This window comes from Pigmentiphaga litoralis (assembly GCF_013408655.1).
Taxonomy (GTDB): domain Bacteria; phylum Pseudomonadota; class Gammaproteobacteria; order Burkholderiales; family Burkholderiaceae_B; genus Pigmentiphaga; species Pigmentiphaga litoralis_A.
Map to the genome: position 1 here is coordinate 2,600,166 of NZ_JACCBP010000001.1, position 16,647 is coordinate 2,616,812.

The 16,647-nt window shown below is 65.5% G+C and carries 8 protein-coding genes; 6 read left to right on the forward strand and 2 right to left on the reverse strand.

The annotated features are described in order from the left end of the window. Positions 1-30: 30 nt before the first annotated feature. From HD883_RS11720 to HD883_RS11735, 4 genes are read left to right on the forward strand one after another with little or no spacing between them, the layout of a single operon-like run. The gene (locus HD883_RS11720) at positions 31-1,482 is read left to right on the forward strand and encodes an aldehyde dehydrogenase (RefSeq protein WP_179585335.1); all 1,452 of its coding nucleotides are present in this window, start codon (positions 31-33) and stop codon (positions 1,480-1,482) included. Positions 1,483-1,497: 15 nt separating this feature from the next. Next, positions 1,498-2,460, forward strand: coding sequence for a Bug family tripartite tricarboxylate transporter substrate binding protein (locus HD883_RS11725; RefSeq protein ID WP_179585333.1), 963 nt, complete (start codon positions 1,498-1,500; stop codon positions 2,458-2,460). An 11-nt stretch (positions 2,461-2,471) separates the two neighbouring features. After that, positions 2,472-4,169: an FAD-dependent oxidoreductase gene (locus tag HD883_RS11730; RefSeq protein ID WP_179585331.1), complete on the forward strand. Its 1,698-nt coding sequence runs from the start codon at positions 2,472-2,474 to the stop codon at positions 4,167-4,169. After that, on the forward strand, positions 4,166-5,152 hold the full coding sequence (locus HD883_RS11735) for a Bug family tripartite tricarboxylate transporter substrate binding protein (protein WP_179585329.1): 987 nt from the start codon (positions 4,166-4,168) through the stop codon (positions 5,150-5,152). Before HD883_RS11730 ends, HD883_RS11735 begins: the two co-directional genes overlap by 4 nt. Positions 5,153-5,192: 40 nt before the next feature. Here HD883_RS11735 and HD883_RS11740 read toward each other — a convergent pair whose 3' ends face one another. Then, positions 5,193-5,912, reverse strand: coding sequence for a GntR family transcriptional regulator (locus HD883_RS11740; protein ID WP_179585327.1), 720 nt, complete (start codon positions 5,910-5,912; stop codon positions 5,193-5,195). 182 nt (positions 5,913-6,094) lie between these two features. On the opposite strand from HD883_RS11740, the gene HD883_RS11745 reads away from it, so the two are divergent. Together HD883_RS11745 and HD883_RS11750 are read left to right on the forward strand one after the other, a co-directional pair. After that, the gene (locus tag HD883_RS11745; protein WP_257022147.1) at positions 6,095-7,087 is read left to right on the forward strand and encodes a Bug family tripartite tricarboxylate transporter substrate binding protein; all 993 of its coding nucleotides are present in this window, start codon (positions 6,095-6,097) and stop codon (positions 7,085-7,087) included. A gap of 46 nt (positions 7,088-7,133) precedes the next feature. After that, positions 7,134-7,988 carry an N-formylglutamate amidohydrolase gene (locus HD883_RS11750; protein WP_179585325.1) on the forward strand — a complete coding sequence of 285 codons (855 nt, stop codon included), beginning with the start codon at positions 7,134-7,136 and terminating at the stop codon, positions 7,986-7,988. Positions 7,989-8,025: 37 nt separating this feature from the next. Here HD883_RS11750 and HD883_RS11755 read toward each other — a convergent pair whose 3' ends face one another. Further along, positions 8,026-16,569 carry a GH36-type glycosyl hydrolase domain-containing protein gene (locus tag HD883_RS11755; protein ID WP_179585323.1) on the reverse strand — a complete coding sequence of 2,848 codons (8,544 nt, stop codon included), beginning with the start codon at positions 16,567-16,569 and terminating at the stop codon, positions 8,026-8,028. Between the last annotated feature and the right edge of the window lie 78 nt (positions 16,570-16,647).

The following is a 16,647-nucleotide window of genomic DNA, read 5'->3' on the forward strand; positions in this document are numbered from 1 at the left end:
ACACCTTACCCATAACAAAGGAGACATCCCATGAATACCCCATCGATGCTGATCGGCGGCGAACGGCTGGCCGCCAGCAACGCCGCAACCTTCGAGCGGCGCAATCCGCTCGATCACTCCGTCGCCACGACGGCGCCTGCCGCGACCAAAGCCGATGCGCAGCGCGCGGTCGAAGCGGCTGCCCATGCGTTTACATCGTGGTCGCAAGTCGGCCCCGGCGAGCGCCGCGCCCTGCTGTTGAAGGCGGCGCAGGCCATCGAATCCAAGGGCGCGGCGCTGATCGCAGCCATGGCGGCCGAGACCGGCGCGGCAGGCCCGTGGGCCGGCTTCAATGTCCATCTGGCGGCCGACATGTTGCGTGAAGCAGCGAGCATCACCACCCAGATCAGCGGCGAGGTCATTCCGTCCGACGTACCCGGCAGCCTGGCCTTGGCGGTGCGCCGTCCGGCAGGCGTTGTGCTGGGCATCGCGCCCTGGAACGCGCCGGTGATCCTGGGCATCCGCGCGATTGCCACGCCGCTGGCCTGCGGCAACACGGTCATCTTCAAGGCGTCCGAACTGTGCCCCGCCGTGCATGGCCTGATCGTCGATGCGTTCGAAGATGCCGGCTTTCCGCCGGGCGTCGTCAACTTCATCACCAATGCACCGGACGACGCGGCCGAGATCGTCGAGACCATCGTGGCGCACCCCGCCCTGCGCCGCGTCAACTTCACGGGATCTACCCGGGTCGGCAAGCTGGTGGCGCAAACCTGCGCCAGGTACCTGAAGCCCGTGGTGCTCGAGTTGGGCGGCAAGGCGCCGATGGTGGTGCTGGCCGATGCGGACCTGGATGCCGCCGTGAACGGCGCGGCATTTGGCGCGTTCGCCAACAGCGGGCAGATCTGCATGAGCACGGAACGGCTGGTGGTCGATCGCGCGATTGCGGATGCCTTTGTGCAGAAGCTGGCAGCAAAGGCGGCCGGCTTGCCACTGGGCGATCCGCGCAAAGGCCCGGTGGTGCTGGGGTCGGTGGTGGATGCGGCCACCGTGGAACGCTGCAATGCGCTGATCGACGATGCGCTGGCCAAGGGCGCGACCCTGGTCTGCGGCGGCAAGGCCGAGAACACGTTGATGCCCGCAACGCTGCTCGACCACGTCACGGCCGACATGCGCATCTATCACGAAGAAAGCTTCGGACCCGTCAAGCCGGTCGTGCGGGTGGATGGCATTGACGACGCGGTGCGGGTCGCCAACGACAACCCGTATGGCCTGTCGGCCGCGGTGTTCAGCCGCGACATCACCCGCGCGTGGGACGTGGCCAATCGCATCGACTCGGGCATCTGCCACATCAACGGTCCGACGGTGCATGACGAAGCGCACATGCCGTTTGGCGGCGTCAAGGACTCGGGCTATGGACGGTTCGGCGGCAAGGCAGGCATCGACGCCTTTACCGAGCTGCGCTGGATCACGATCCAGACCACCGATCGCCACTACCCCTTCTGACGCCCAGGTGCCTTCATGAACATGCTCAAAATCTTTGCCGCCACGGCCTTGTGCGTGGTGTCGGCCAGCGCGGCCGCGCAGGACTGGCCTCGCCAGCCGATCAAACTGGTCGTCAACTTCGCGCCGGGCGGCGCGGCCGACCTGCTGGCCAGGTCGATCGAACAGCCGCTGCAGCAGGCGCTGGGGCAGCCCGTTGTTGTCGAGAACAAGGGCGGCGCCGGCGGCAATATCGGCGGCAAGGCGGTGGCCGATGCCGCGCCCGATGGCTACACCTTCCTGATGAGTTCGGGCGGCATGGTGTCGATCAACCCGCACATCTACACCAGCATGTCCTTCGATCCGGCCAAGGATCTGGTGCCGGTGGCATCGGTGGCGCGCGTGCCCTTCTATCTGGTGGTGCGCACCGATACCGGCCCGAAGGACTTTCGCGCGTTCGTTGCCGACCTGAAGTCGAACCCCGGCAAACGCACCTTCGGGTCGCCGGGCAATGGCAGTTCACCGCACCTGGCCGGCGAGATGATGATGCGCGATACGTCCACGACCGCCATCCACGTGCCCTATCGCGGCGCGGGCCCGGCGCTGACCGAACTGCTGGGCGGGCAGATCGACTTTCTGTTCGATCCGGGTATTGCCATCCAGTACGTCAAGGCCGGCAAGCTGCGCATGCTGGCGGTGGCCAGCCCGAAACGATCGCCGCAGTTTCCTGATGTGCCGACGCTGGACGAATCGGGGCTGAAGGGCTTTGATGCCGATGCGGTGTTTGGCGTCTACGCCCCCAAGGGCACGCCCGCCGCCATCGTCACCCGCCTCAACGCTGAGATCAATCGCGCGCTGGCCAATGCCGGCACGCAGGAACGCATCCTGGCCATGGGGAACATTCCCGAGCCGATGACGCCGCAAGCCTTCCGTGACAAGGGGCTCAAGGACTACGAGCGCATGGGCGCCATCATCCGCGACAAGAACATCCAAAGTAATTGAGGAATACAACGATGGCGAACAACGCCTTTGCGGCTGACGGGCCTGCGCCCTCGCTGGATGTGGATGTGCTGGTGGCCGGGGGAGGACCCTGCGGGCTCATGCTGGCGAACGAACTGGGCCGGCGGGGCATCCGCTGCCTGATCGTCGACAGCAAGCCGGGCACGGCCTTCAATCCGCAAGCCAATGCGACACAGGCACGCACCATGGAGCACTATCGCCGGCTGGGTTTTGCCGATGAGATCCGTCAACTGGGTCTGCCTGCGGATCACCCGACCGACATCGCCTATTTCACGCGCTACGTGAAGCATGAACTGGCGCGCATCCGTCTGCCGACGGCCGCGCAGGCCATCGAAAAGATCAAGACGATGTCCGGTTCGTGGAGCGCAGCGGAACTGCCCCATCGGGTGTCGCAGAAGTTCGTGGAGGCCGCCTTGCGGCGTCATGCTTCGGCCTGGCCGTCCATTGATCTGCGCTACGGATGGAGCCTGCGCGACTTTCACGAGACGGGCGATGGCATCGTCGCGCAGATCGCGCCTGTTGAATCGGCCGATGCCGGAGCCACCACCGTGCGCGCGCAATTCCTTGTCGGTGCGGACGGCGCGCGCAGCGTGGTGCGCGGCAAGCTGGGCATCGAATACGGCGGCGTGACAGGCATGCAGCGGCAGTTCATGGGCGGCAAGATGTTTGCCATCTACCTGCGATCGCCAGCCTTCCTGGCGGCGCTGCCGCATCCCAAGGCCTGGATGTATGTGTCGGTCAACAGCCAGCGGCGAGCCTTCATGGCATCGGTGGATGGCAAGGGGGAATTTGCGTTCCACGCCGCCGTCCATCCCGATGAAGATCCGGAAAGCTGGACCGAAGCGGATGCCCGCCGCATCTTTTGCGAAGCCGTGGGCGCCGACGTACCGATCGACATCCTGTCCATGGGCACCTGGCTGGCGGGGCATGCGCTGGTGGCCAAGCGCTTCCAGCACGGCCGCACCCTGATTGCCGGCGACGCCGCGCACCTGTTCACGCCGACCGGCGGGCTGGGATACAACACCGCCGTCGAAGATGCCGTGAACCTGGCATGGAAGCTGGCGGATGTGGTGCGGGGCCTTGCACCGCCCACCCTGCTGGACAGCTACGAAGCGGAACGCAAGCCGCTGGCCGAACGCAATACCGCCTTTGCGCGGCGGTTTGCGGACTCGGTGGGCCTTTTCGAAGCGACCCCGGTCCTGGAAGCGGAAACCGCCGACGGTGACGCCGAACGCGTCGTGGCGTCCACCGCCTTGAACGAGCATGCCGCGCTGGAATTCAACATTCCAGGCGTGACGTTCGGCGGCCGCTATGACGGGTCACCCCTCATCGTCAGCGACGGCAGCCCGATCCCGCCCGACGAACCCAGCCGGTATGTCCCGACGGCCACCCCTGGCGGCCGCCCGCCGCACGCGTGGATGGACGACGGGCGATCCCTGTTCGACCTGTTCCACACCGAATGGACCTTGCTGGTGCTGGGCAGCGACGAGACCGCGCACGACGCCTTCATTGACGCCGCGCGCGCCTTGCACATCGACCTGAAGGTGGTGCGCTTGCCGGCCGACGCCCTGCGTTCCCTTTACGAGGCGCCGCTGGCGCTGATCCGGCCGGACCAGATCGTCGCGTGGCGCGGCCACTCGTCCGCGGATGCCCCTTCCATTCTGGCCACGGTTGCCGGGAGACAGCAATGACATCGACCCCTACATTGCCGCGCAGGCACCTGCTGATCGGGATGGCGTTTGCCGCCCTGTCGTGTGCCGTTGCGCCGGCCGGCGTGGCGCAAACGCCCGCCTGGCCTACCAAGCCCGTGCGTCTGATCGCCGCCTTCCCGCCCGGCACGCCGGGTGACGTCATCGCACGCTTGCTGCAGCCCGGCCTGCAGCAGAAGTGGGGCCAGACCGTGGTGGTCGAAAACAAACCCGGCGCGGGCGGCAACCTGGCTGCCGCCGAAGTGGCGCGCGCCACGGATGGCCACACCTTTCTGGTCGGACCCGACACCATCCTGACCATCAACCCCCATGTCTACAAGAAGCTGCCCTTCAGCCTGCAGGACGGCCTGAAGCCGGTGACCTACTTCGCCAGCTTCAACCAGATGCTTGCGTGCAACAACGATTCCGGCGTCAAGACCCTGGCCGACTTCCGCAAGCAACCCGCGTCGAAAATGTACGCGTCGGGCGGCGCGGGTACCCCCAGCCACATGACCATGGCCCTGCTGCTGGATACGACCAAGAGGGAACTGGTGCACGTGCCCTACAAGGGCCCCGGCCCCGCCGCGCAGGACGTGATGGCGGGTCACGTCAACTGTGGTTTCATCGTGTCGTCGCTGCTGATCCAGCACGTGCAAAGCGGCCGCATGCAGGCCGTGGCGGTGTCGAGCGCGCAGCGTTCGGTGCTGTTGCCGAACGTGCCGACGATTGCCGAGTTGGGGTATGCAGGGTTTGACGCGACGTTCTACGAGACGCTGATGGCACCGTCGTCCGCCGATGCGGCGGTGGTGGGCAAGGTGCAGCAGGATGTGGCGTCGCTGCTGTCAGCCCCCGAGCTGAAGGGCCGCCTGTCGGAGATGGATCTTCGGGTCGTGGCCAACACGCCGAAGGACGCCGAGCAGCGCCGCGGCGTGGATTTTGCCAAGTGGGGGACGGTGGCGGCGCGGGCGAAGCTTCAGCTGGATTAGATGGCGCTAGCAGTTTGGCGCCGCGCTGAAGGGCCAGGAATCAATTGGCCTGGACCGCGGCGCCTGGAAACATGGCACTTTTGATGTGTGAAGTGGCCAGGGTGATATGCCTCTTCAGGAGCACGCATCCAAGTTCTACATCGCGCGACATGGCGGCTTCCATCAGTTGCTGATGGCCATCAAACACGGTGGTGACCGGCGCGCGGCCCGAATACGCCAAATTCCGGTAGCGCGAGCAATGGTCCCAAAGCGATCGATGGAAGTCCTGCAGCATGGGCTGTCTTGCTGCTGACAACAAGGCGAAATGAAACTCGCCGTGTGCACCCTCCCAGTCCGCTGTGTAGGGACCATAGTTTGGCTTGCTGCCACTGGCGCGCATCAACGCGTGATACGCAGCGACAATTCGGGTCTCCCAAGCGACATCTGCGTTCTCGAATGCCGCTCGCAAGAGCAAAGTCTCCACCTCTTCGCGCGTGCGAATGACCTCGTCCAGGTGCATTGGCGAGACAGGCGCCACGCGGAAACCGCGCCGATTCTCGATGGTGACGAGCATGGAAGATGACAGTCGGTATAACGCCTCACGCAACGGCGTCATGCCCGCGTCGTAGCGCTCCTTCAGCAACTCCATCGTGAGCTTTTGACCTGGCTTCAACGTCGCCAGGATGATGTCGTCGCGCAGCCGCTCGTACAGCTGGGCGGCAAGCGTGTCGCCTGGCTCCGAGCTGTCATCGACGCCATCTGATTTTTTTATCGAAAACATGTGGGAATTATAGAGGAAGCCGGCGGGCCGCTTTGGCCTCGGCCCTCCCTAACGACCCAGCCCAAGTCTTTTTATCGAAAAAAATAGTTTTTTTCGATAAAACGATATAGTCTTCTTATGCCGGAAGGTTGCCGCGATCCTGCTTGCAACGCATGCCCCACTTCGGTATCTGGAGCTAAACGATGAATCTGAAGAATTCCGCACGGCTGGTGCGTACGTCGCGTCGCCGCCTGATGTTGAGCGCGCTCGGCGCCGCCTTGATTCCACTGTCATCCAACGGAACCTCCACGTATCCCGACCAGGTGATCAAACTGGTGGTCGGCTTCCCGCCAGGCGGAGGCGGGGACACCTATGGGCGTGCACTCGCAAGTGCCTTGGGAAAGGTGTTGGGCAAGACTGTCATCGTGGATAACCGTGCCGGCGCCGGGGGCACGATTGCGGGGAGTATGGTGGCGCGGTCCAAACCCGATGGCTACACCTTGCTGCTCGTATTGAGCGGAAGCTTTTCAGCCGCGCCTGCCGTGCGCTCGGACCTGCCTTACAGGGTGCCAGAAGACTTCACCGCGATCGCGAAATTGGTGGACTCACCCTACGGCCTGGTCGTCCGAGCAGACTCGCCCTACACATCGATCGAGGACTACTTGCAGAAGGCAAAGGCGGGAAAGATGTCCTTTGCATCGGTCGGTGCAGGCGGCGCGTCTCACATCGTCATGGAAATCATCAAACAGCAGGCCGGGGTCGACATTCTCCATGTTCCCTACAAGGGCGCTGCACCTGCGATGAATGATCTGCTCGGCGGGATGGTTGACAGCTTCATCAATCCCTACGTGTCGCTGATGCCGCAGATCAAAAGCGGGAAGCTCCGGATGCTGGCCGTCACCGGAACCGCACGACCGCCAGGCATGCCAGACGTGCCTACCTTCAAAGACATTGGACTCGATGTCGACATGACGCTCTGGTATGGCTTCGTGGCCCCGGCCGGGACCCCAGCCGATGTCATTGCAAAGTTGACGAACGCCACCAAGGTGGCGTTGAACGATCCCGAACTTATACGAACGTTGGAAGCCGATGGCGGGCAAGTCACACCACTTTTTGGCGATCAGTTCCGTGAACTGATGATCCGAGACATTCAGAAGTTCAAGGCAGCTGTCGTGAAAGCGGGCATCAAAGAATGACGCCGGGCATCTGGGCCGTACCCAATTTCAACGAGAGACCAGCACGATGAACATGCACATACAGCGCGGCGTTTTTCAGCGCTTTGATCCCACCGTACCCTCTGTTCCGTTGGTAGTCGACGTGTCAAGAAGTGGTCGCGAATATCCTGAAGCGTTTCGCTCCATGATTCCCTTCACGACCCTTCACGATAATGTGTCGATGTACGTGGATCAGATCTGGAGCGCAACGCCTGATGTTGGTGGGACGATGCTTTATGCGTCCTTTCCGAACTTCTGGATAGACGTGAATCGCCACGAATTGGACATGGATGCCGACCTGATCGAGGGTCAGTGGCCGAAAACATTGCAACCGACTCGCTCCCGCACAGGCCTGGGGCTGCTCAAATCAAAGTCGCGGCACGGGGAGCCCGTCCACGAGCGAAAACTGACCATCGACGAAGTGATGGAGCGACTTGATGGCTACTACCATCCTTATCATGCTGAGCTGAAGGCGCTTCTTGCTCGCCATCACACGCAGTTCGGAAAGGTGTATCACCTGAGCGGTCACTGCATGTCGGAAACTGGCGCGGCCACTCACGCAGATGCGGGCAAGCCTCGGGCAGATTTTTGTCTGGGCAACCGGAACGGCGAGACGTGCTCCGCCGAACTCATGGAGTTTGTCGGCAAGATCATCACCGACGACGGATATTCCTGCACGTTCAACGAACCGTATCAGGGTGGCGAGATTGTCCGCCGCTATGGCGCCCCGACTCGCGGCATCGAAAGTCTGCAAATCGAGATCAACAAGCGTCAATTCATGGACGTGACGACCTTCAAGAAGACCAGCGGCTTCCTGGCAATTCAGGCGACAGCAACCCGCATTCTAAGAGCGCTGGCCGAGCGAGGCGCCGGTTCATCCTGACTGCCGACGAAACGCTATAGCAAACGCCATCCATGATCTACAGTGTCACCCTCAGTTCATGATTCCCCGGGGTCACCGCGACGCGAAGCATCATGCCATCGCATTCGACACTGGCTCCATCCAGCACCGCCGCCGTCACGCCCGACCCTTTCCCGCCATTCGCCTCCACACGAATCGCATACTTTGCATCGCCCAGGGTCACATCCACCGTAAACCCCGGCCAGTCCGACGGGATGCACGGGTCCACAATCAACACGTTCCCCTCCCGGCGGATACCCAGAATCCCCTCCACCCCTGCGCGGTGCATCCACCCCGCGGCGCCCGTGTACCAGGTCCAGCCACCGCGTCCCGCATGCGGCGCAACCGAGTACACATCGGCGGCCACCACATAGGGTTCGACGCGGTACTGCGCGGCGTCTTCCAGCGTGCGGGCATGGTTGATCGGGTTGATCAATGCGAACAAGGCGTGGGCGCGGCCGCTGTCGGTGTCGCCGCGCAGCTGGGCGTAGGCCATGATGGCCCACATGGCGGCGTGGCTGTATTGGCCGCCGTTTTCGCGCAAGCCCGGCGGGTAGCCTTGGATGTAGCCGGGGTCGCGGACCGGGTGGTCGAAGGGGGGCGTGAAGAGCAGCGCCAGGCCGTCGTCGCGGCGGATCAGGTGATCGTCGAGCGAGTTCATCGCCGTGACGGCACGGCTGGGGTCCGCGGCGCCGGATAGCACGGCCCAGGATTGCGCGATCGAATCGATGCGGCATTCGTCGCTGCCGCGGCTGCCGAGCCAGGTGCCGTCGTCGAAGGTGGCGCGGCGGTACCAGGCGCCGTCCCAGGCTTCGTGTTCGAGCGCGGCGCGCACGACTTCGCGATGGGCGCGCCAGCGGGCGACGCGTTCGGGATCGCGGGCTTCGGCCAGCGGCATGAACATGTCCAGCGTGCGGATCAGCAGCCAGCCCAGCCACACGCTTTGGCCTTTGCCATCTTGCCCGACGCGGTTCATGCCGTCGTTCCAGTCGCCGGTGCCCATCAAGGGCAGGTCCAGGTCGCCGGTCAGCGCGATGCTTTGATCCAGTGCGCGGGCGCAGTGCTCGAACAATGTCGCTGACAGATTGGCTTGCATGGGCTGAAAGAAAGCGTCGTGTTCTTCGGGCTTGAGCAAGGGGCCTTCGAGGAAGGGGATGCTTTCTTCGAGCACGGCGGCGTCGCCCGAGACGGATACGTAGCGTGCCGTGGCAAAGGCCAGCCAGACCCGGTCGTCGGAGATGTGCGTGCGCACGCCTTGCCCGGTGTCGGGCAGCCACCAATGCTGCACGTCGCCTTCGGCGAACTGGCGGCCGGCGGCACGCAGCAAATGGCGGCGGGTTTCTTCGGGGCGGGCAAAGGTCAGCGCCATGCCGTCTTGCAGCTGGTCGCGAAAGCCGTAGGCGCCGCTGGATTGATAGAACGCGGACCGCGCCCAGATGCGGCAGGCCAGGGTCTGGTACAGCAGCCAGCCGTTGAGCATGATGTCCATGGCGCGATCGGGGGTGTGGACGACCACCGCGCCCAGCACACCGCGCCAATGTTCTTTGACCGCTTCCAGGACGGCATCCAGATCCGCCGCACGGTAGCGCGCCACCAGCGCCAGGCTTTCGGCTTGCGAGGGGCTTTGGCCGAGCAGCGCACAGAGGCTGACGGATTCGCCCGGTTGCAGCACCAGGCTGCATTGCAGCGCGGCGCACGGATCCCGCCCTGCCCCCGCCGCTCCTGACAGGGGCGCCGTCGACCGCAAGGCCGCAGGCGACGACAGGCGGCCGTGCCGGCCGAGGAATTCGGTGCGGTCGGCCGTGCGGGACGTCTGGCGTCCGCCCAGGTCGGCAAACGCGACGCGGCCCGCGAAGGCCATGCTCCACGGATTGCGGGCCAGCAACACGCCGGTCGTTTCATCCACCGAGGTCAGGATGAACGGGGCTGATGCGCCGCGCGCGGTGCCCAGCACCCATTCGACATAGGACGTGACCGTCAGGCGGCGCGCCTGGCGGCCGGTGTTGCGCAGGGTCAGGCGCGAGATCTTGATGGGATCGTCCAGCGGGACGAACTGCAGCAGATCCAGCGCAAGGCCATCGGATTCGTGCGTGAAGCGGCTGTACCCATGGCCGTGCCGCGCCACGTAGGTGCCGTTGCCGCGCAAGGGCTGCGCGGTCGGGCTCCAGATCTGTCCGCTGGCGTCATCGCGCACGTAGAAGGCTTCGCCCGACGGGTCGGTGACAGGATCGTTGGACCAGGGGGTGAGCTGGTTTTCGCGGCTGTTGCCGGCCCAGGTGCTGCTGCTGCCGTCGGCCGAGACCTGGAACCCGAAGTCGGGATTCGCCACCACATTGATCCACGGCGCGGGGGTGGTGCGGCCGTCGGACAGCACGGTTACGTATTCGCGGCCATTGTCGGCAAAGCCGCCCAGGCCGTTGAAACATTCAAGGTCCGCCGTCAGCGCGGCCACGGCAGGCGCCGCCACGGCGGGCAATGCCGCCTTGCTGGCCGCGGGCGTGGACGGCACGGGGGCCGACGCCACCGCCGGTGGCGATGCAAACGTGGCCGGTGGCAACCCCGCCATCTGCTGCGCAATGGGTCCCAGCCGCGCGGTCAACACCACGCGCGCCACCGAGTGCAGCAAGGCCCGGGCTTCCATGCCCATCAGGTCGGCGCGCAGGGTATGCACGACGCCGCGTGCCAGGGCTTCGCCATCGAGCCGGGGCCGCGACTGGCTGCTGCGGACCGCGGTATCGATCGCGACCTGCAGGTCCTGCACATAGGACGACGCGCGTTCGTTGACGATGACCAGGTCCACGCTCAGGCCTTTCATGCGCCAGTATTCGTGGGCACGGAGCAGCTGGCGGACCTGGCCGATGTCATCGATATCGTCGATGCGCAGCAGCACGATCGGCAGGTCGCCCGATACCGACAGCGGCCACAGGCCGGACTGCTGGCCTGCACCGCGCGCGATGACGTCCGACGGCGAACGGAAGCGCGCTTCGGCATAAAGAATGGGGGCGGCCAGGCGCTGGAAGTCGGCGGCCTCGTCGGCTTCGATGCCGATGTGACGCAATTGGACCTGGGCCTGCGTCCAGGCCAAGGTTCTTGCGCGTTCGAAGGCGCTGCGATCGTGGTGTTGATCGACCAGGTCCAGCAGGGCTTCGCGTGTCGGTGCAACCAGTGTCCAGAAAGCCAGTCGCGCAACCTGGCCCGGAGCGATGCGCACGCGTTGCCGCACCGAAAAGACGGGGTCCAGCACCGTGCCCAGGGTGTTCGACAGTGCCTTGCCCGCTGTCAGCGCAATGGCCGTGCTGGCATTGCGGCCGCGGCCGAGGAAGGCGCCGCGATCGGACTCGTACTGCATGTCGCCCACCGCCACGCCTTCGACCACCGCGAAGTGCGCGGCCCACATGGGCGCTTCGTCAGGGGTGCGCGGGCGGCGCGTGGCGATGAGCGCGCCAAATTCCTGCAGGTATTCGGTCTGCACGAACATCTTGGCAAAGGCCGGATGGGCATCGTCGGTGGATGGCGTTGCCAGCACCACTTCGGCGTAGGACGTGAGCTCCACATCGCTGACGCGCCGGCCCACGTTGGCGACCGATACGCGGCGCACTTCGCCATCGGCTTCTGCCGACACCAGCACTTCCATGGTGGTCGTCAGGTTGCCGTCGCGCCGCGTGAAGGTGGCATGGTCTTCGGCAAATACGACTTCGCTGCCCTCGGCAGGCTCGCCCAGGGGCTGGGCCGATGCCGACCAGACACGGCCGCTCTGCATTTCGCGCAGGTAGACGTAGCTGCCCCAGTGATCGCAGGTGACGTCTTCGCGCCAGCGCGTGACGGCCCGATCGCGCCACCGGCTGTAGCCGCCGCCCGCCGCAGTCAGCATGACGGCGTAGCGGCCGTTGGAGAGCAGATGCACGGCGGGCTCGGCGGTGGTGGCCGAGCTCAGATAACGCACGGATTGCAGGTCGCCGCGCATGTTGACCGGACCCGATGGGACGTCGTCGGCGCGTACCTGCGCCACCGCGACCAGACGCGGCAGCCGTTCCTGCAGCAGCAGTTCGCAGGCCTGAATCATGGGTTCGCGATGGAAGCGTTCGCGCATGCGCGCACCCTGCAAGGTGTTGGCGATGGCAACGATCGTCATGCCCTGGTGATGGGCCATGTAGTTGTGCACGATGGCCACGGACGCGTCCGCGGGAAGGCGCGATCGCGTGAAGTCCAGGGCTTCATAGAAGCCATAGTGACCCAGCGCGCCCATCTGCCGCATGCGTTCGAAATTGCGCTGGGCGGCGGCGGGATTGACCATGGTGGCCAGGCCGCTGGCATACGGCGCGATCACCGTGTTTTCGGCCAGGCCGCGTTTCAACCCCAGCCCCGGCACGCCAAAGTTGGAATATTGATACGTGAAAGCCAGGTCGCGCGCGTTGTAGGCCGACTCGGAAATGCCCCACGGGATGCCCAGCAGATCGCCATGGGCAATCTGATGCTGGACGACCAGCCGATTGGTCTGCTCGAGCAGGCTGCCTGCCGGCGCGCGCATGATCAGGGACGGCATCAGGTATTCGAACATCGATCCCGACCAGGACACCAGCGCGGCGCCCTGCCCCACCGGTGTGGCGGTGCGTCCAAGGCGGAACCAGTGGCGCGTTTCGACATCGCCCTTGGCGATCGCGAACAGGCTGGCCAGGCGCGCTTCGGAGGCAAGCAGGTCGTAGCAGTTGGCGTCGAGGGTGTTGTCGCTGGCGTTGTAGCCGATGGACAGCAGCTTGCGTTCCGGGTCGAGCAGGAATGCAAAGTCCATCCCGAGGGCCATCGCGCGGGCTTCGTCCGCCAAAGCGCGCCAGCGCGCATCCAGCGATCCCGCCGACGCGTCCTGCCGCTGCGCGGCCAGGCGTTCGCACAAGGCCTCCAGCCAGAAGATCAGGTCCGCGGCATTGGCCGACGGGGCCGAGATCAGGGCGCGGGCTTCGGCCACCGCCTTGTCGGCCAGGCGTTGCAACACCGGCATGGCCGTATCGGCATTGCCCTGCAGCGACACGCCGATGTCTTCGAGCACGGCCAACAGGCGTTTGCCCTGGCCGTTGTGCACGGCAGGCAAGAGCAAGGCCGCTTCTTGAGCGAGGGCCAGGACGTCATCCGCGCCATCGGTCCAGCTGTCGGTAGTTGATGCGCCGATCCACTCCTCGCAGGCGTTGGCCAGCGCAATCAGGTGGCCCGCCAGGTTGCCGCTGTCTACCGCCGACACGTACGCGGGCAACAGGACCTGCTTCGTGCCGGTGTCGTACCAGTTGTAGAAGTGCCCGCGAAACCGGTCCAGCTTGTGCATGCTGCCCAGTGTGGCTTCCAGCCGGTCGCAGGTCTGCGCCGCGCCCGCCCACCCGAAGTCGCGTGCCGCCACGGCCGACAGCAGGTAGAGCCCCATATTGGTGGGCGAGGTCCGGCGGGCGACCACCGGTTTGGGATCTTCCTGGAAGTTGTCGGGCGGCAGCATATTGTCGGCTGGCGTCACGAAGGTTTCGAAGAAGCGCCACGTGCGGCGTGCAATGCGCCGCAACGCGACCGCCTCGTCCGTTTCCATGGCGCCCAGCGGCGCCACCGTCGGCGCGCGGCTGGCATGCCAGGCGATGGCCGGGGCTGCCAGCCACAACGCGAGCAGCGGCAACATGGCCAGCCCTTCGCGCGGCGATATCAGGGCCGCCACACCGGTGACGAGCAAGGCAAGCACTACCCCGCCTGCCATCTGCGCATAGAAGCCGACGATGCCGGGCCGCGGACGCGCGGCTGCCTGCGCCGCCGTCGTCCATTCCAGCAAATGACGGTGCGTGACATACAACCGCGACAGCGTGCGCGCGATGGCATCCAGCGCGCGAAAGGCCTGGTCGGGCAACATCGCCACGACCCACAGGGTTTGCAACACGGCCATCCGCAAGCCATCGGCCAGCAAACGGAAGTGGCTGCCCGGACGGATGTTCGGACTGGGCAACAGCCGGATCGACAGGCCGGGCAGAAACGCCGGCAAGGCCATCGCGACGATGACCAGCAGCATGGCCTGCAAGGAATAGGGCCACGGCAGCCAGGCGCACAAGGTCAGCGCAAGCAAACTGGCCGGGGCGAGCAAGGACCGCCGCAGGTTGTCGATCATTTTCCAGCGGCCCAACGGGGGCAGCGTGGAACCGGCATGGCGGCGCTGGATCAGCCACGGCAGCAGTTGCCAGTCGCCCCGGGTCCAGCGATGCTGGCGGCGCGCGGCCACGTCGTAACGCGCCGGAAATTCTTCCACCACTTCGACGTCGGACGCCAGCCCGGCGCGCGCAAAGACGCCTTCGAACAGGTCATGACTGAGCAGCGTGTTTTCAGGGATGCGTCCTGCCAGGGTCTTCTCGAACGCGTCCACGTCGTAGATGCCCTTGCCCGTGTACGAACCTTCACCAAACAAGTCCTGGTACACATCGGACACGGCGGCCGCGTAGGGGTCCATGCCACCGGGACCGGACGACAGCGTCTGATAGAGCGAGCCTTCGCGGCCCAGCGGCAAGGCCGGCGTGACGCGGGGTTGCAGGATGGCATAGCCGCCCACCACGCGGCGTTGGTCATCGCTGTAGCGCACCTGGTTCAAGGGGTGGGCGATCTTGCCGATCAGGCGCAGCGCCGCATCACGCGGCAGGCGCGTGTCGGCATCCAGCGTGATCACATACCGCACGTTGGTCAGGATATCGGGCCGGCCCGAACCGTCGGGCGCGGCATCCAGCGGCAGGAAGCTGGTGTCGGTTGCGCCGCGCAGAAGGCGGTTCAATTCATGCAGCTTGCCGCGTTTTCTTTCCCATCCCATCCAGCGGTTTTCACTGGCGTTGAACTGGCGGCGGCGATGCAGCAGGTAGAACCGTTTGCCGCCCGGCGCCGGACCATGCCGCGCATTCAAGGCCGCGATGGCGCGTTGCGCCAGGGCGATCAGGGGCCCGTCGGACGCGACGACTTCGCGGTCGGCGTCCAGTCCGTCCGACAGCAAGGCAAACGACAGGTCGCCGCCGGCCCCGGCCAAGTGGTGCACTTCAAGATGTTCGATGCACGCCAGCAGGTCTTCTTCGGTGGACAGCAGGGTCGGGATCACGACCAGGGTTCGCAGGCTTTCCGGCACGCCATCGGTCAGCGCGAGCGCCGGCAAGCCCACCGCGCCGAAGCGCGAGGTGACTGCGCGGTGGACCAGCCCGGTGACCAGTTCCGAGGCGGGAAAGAAGGCCGCCAGGGCCAGCACGGCCAGGAAGGTGAACGAGAGTGCCCCCAGGCCCGGCCCGGCAACCGCCCAGAACGCGGCGGCAACGACCAGCGCCGACAGCGCCAGGATCGCGGTCACATAGCCGCCCACATCGACACGCACGATGAACCGGTTGATGCGCACGCGGAACGGCGCCTTGAATCCAATCGTGGATTCCAGTGCGGCGCGTCCCCCGGCGATCAGATAGAAGCCCGGATCGCGGGCGTTGGCGGCGTTGCCCGCCTGGTCCGATGTCAGCGCCAGGGCCTGCTCGGCAATCGCCAGTTCCGACCACGCCGATCCGCGCGCCAGTTGTTCGATGGCGCTGCGATAGACATTGCGGGTCGGGAAATCCATGGCCGCAAAATCGCTGCCGGCACGCAGGCGCGCATCCACCAGGCTCACGCTTTCGAACAGATCCGCCCAGTCAATGTCCGACATCAGCCGCATGCTGGTAATGACGTTGCGCACCGAGACGTTGGATGCGCCCTGCCGCTGCTGCACGTGCTGGATCACCTGCGTCGTGTCGGTGCCCTGGCCACGCAAGCGTTCGTCCAGCCACTGCAGCGTGGGCGTGGTGCGAGGGTCCTGATCACGCAGCCGCTTGGCCAGTTCCGCCGCGAACACTTCCGACAGCGGCCCGCGGGCGCGCGTCGCAATGTCCTTGTCCAGCGCGGTCTGCGCGCCACCCGGCGCCAGCAGGTCATTGGCCAGCCGCTGGGCATCGGCTCGCACGGCGCGGCCCGACGCAATCTGGTCGGCCAGCCGCCGCAGGTTTTCCACGAGCACGATACGCAGGGTGATGGCGACGGCCCACAGCTCGCTGATGTCCAGCGGCTGCACTTCCTGGTAGGCGGCAATGAAGCGGCGCAGCACCACCGGGTCGACATGGCTGTCGGTATGGGCAATGTAAGCCCAGGCCAGCCCGAACACACGCGGATACCCGGCGAAGGGACCATCGGCCAGCTTGGGCAGCAGGCGGTAGTAGCCCGGCGGCAGGTCGACATGGATTTCACGGATCTGTTCTTCGACGACGTGGTAGTTGTCGAGCAGCCATTCAGCCGCCGGCACAACGCGGCGGCCGGCAACGAGTTCCGCCGCGCTGGCGCGATACGCCGCCAGCAATTGCGCGGCATTGACGCGCAGGCGTTTGCGCAGCGACGGCACGGCCGGCGGCCGCGTCGTGACCTGCTGCGCGGCAGCCAGGCTGCGCGCGTGCTGTTCAAGGCGTTCGATGCCGAACAGTTCTTCGCGAACCGGTGACGCGTCAGCCCACGGGCCGGAGGCCGTACGACCGGCAACGAATTGGAGAACCGGGTGCATAGGCGCCTTTCGGAGCGCCGCAGGCACGCACGTGCCCAGCGACCGCCCCGTTCAAGAAGTGGTGCGGACAGGCAAGGC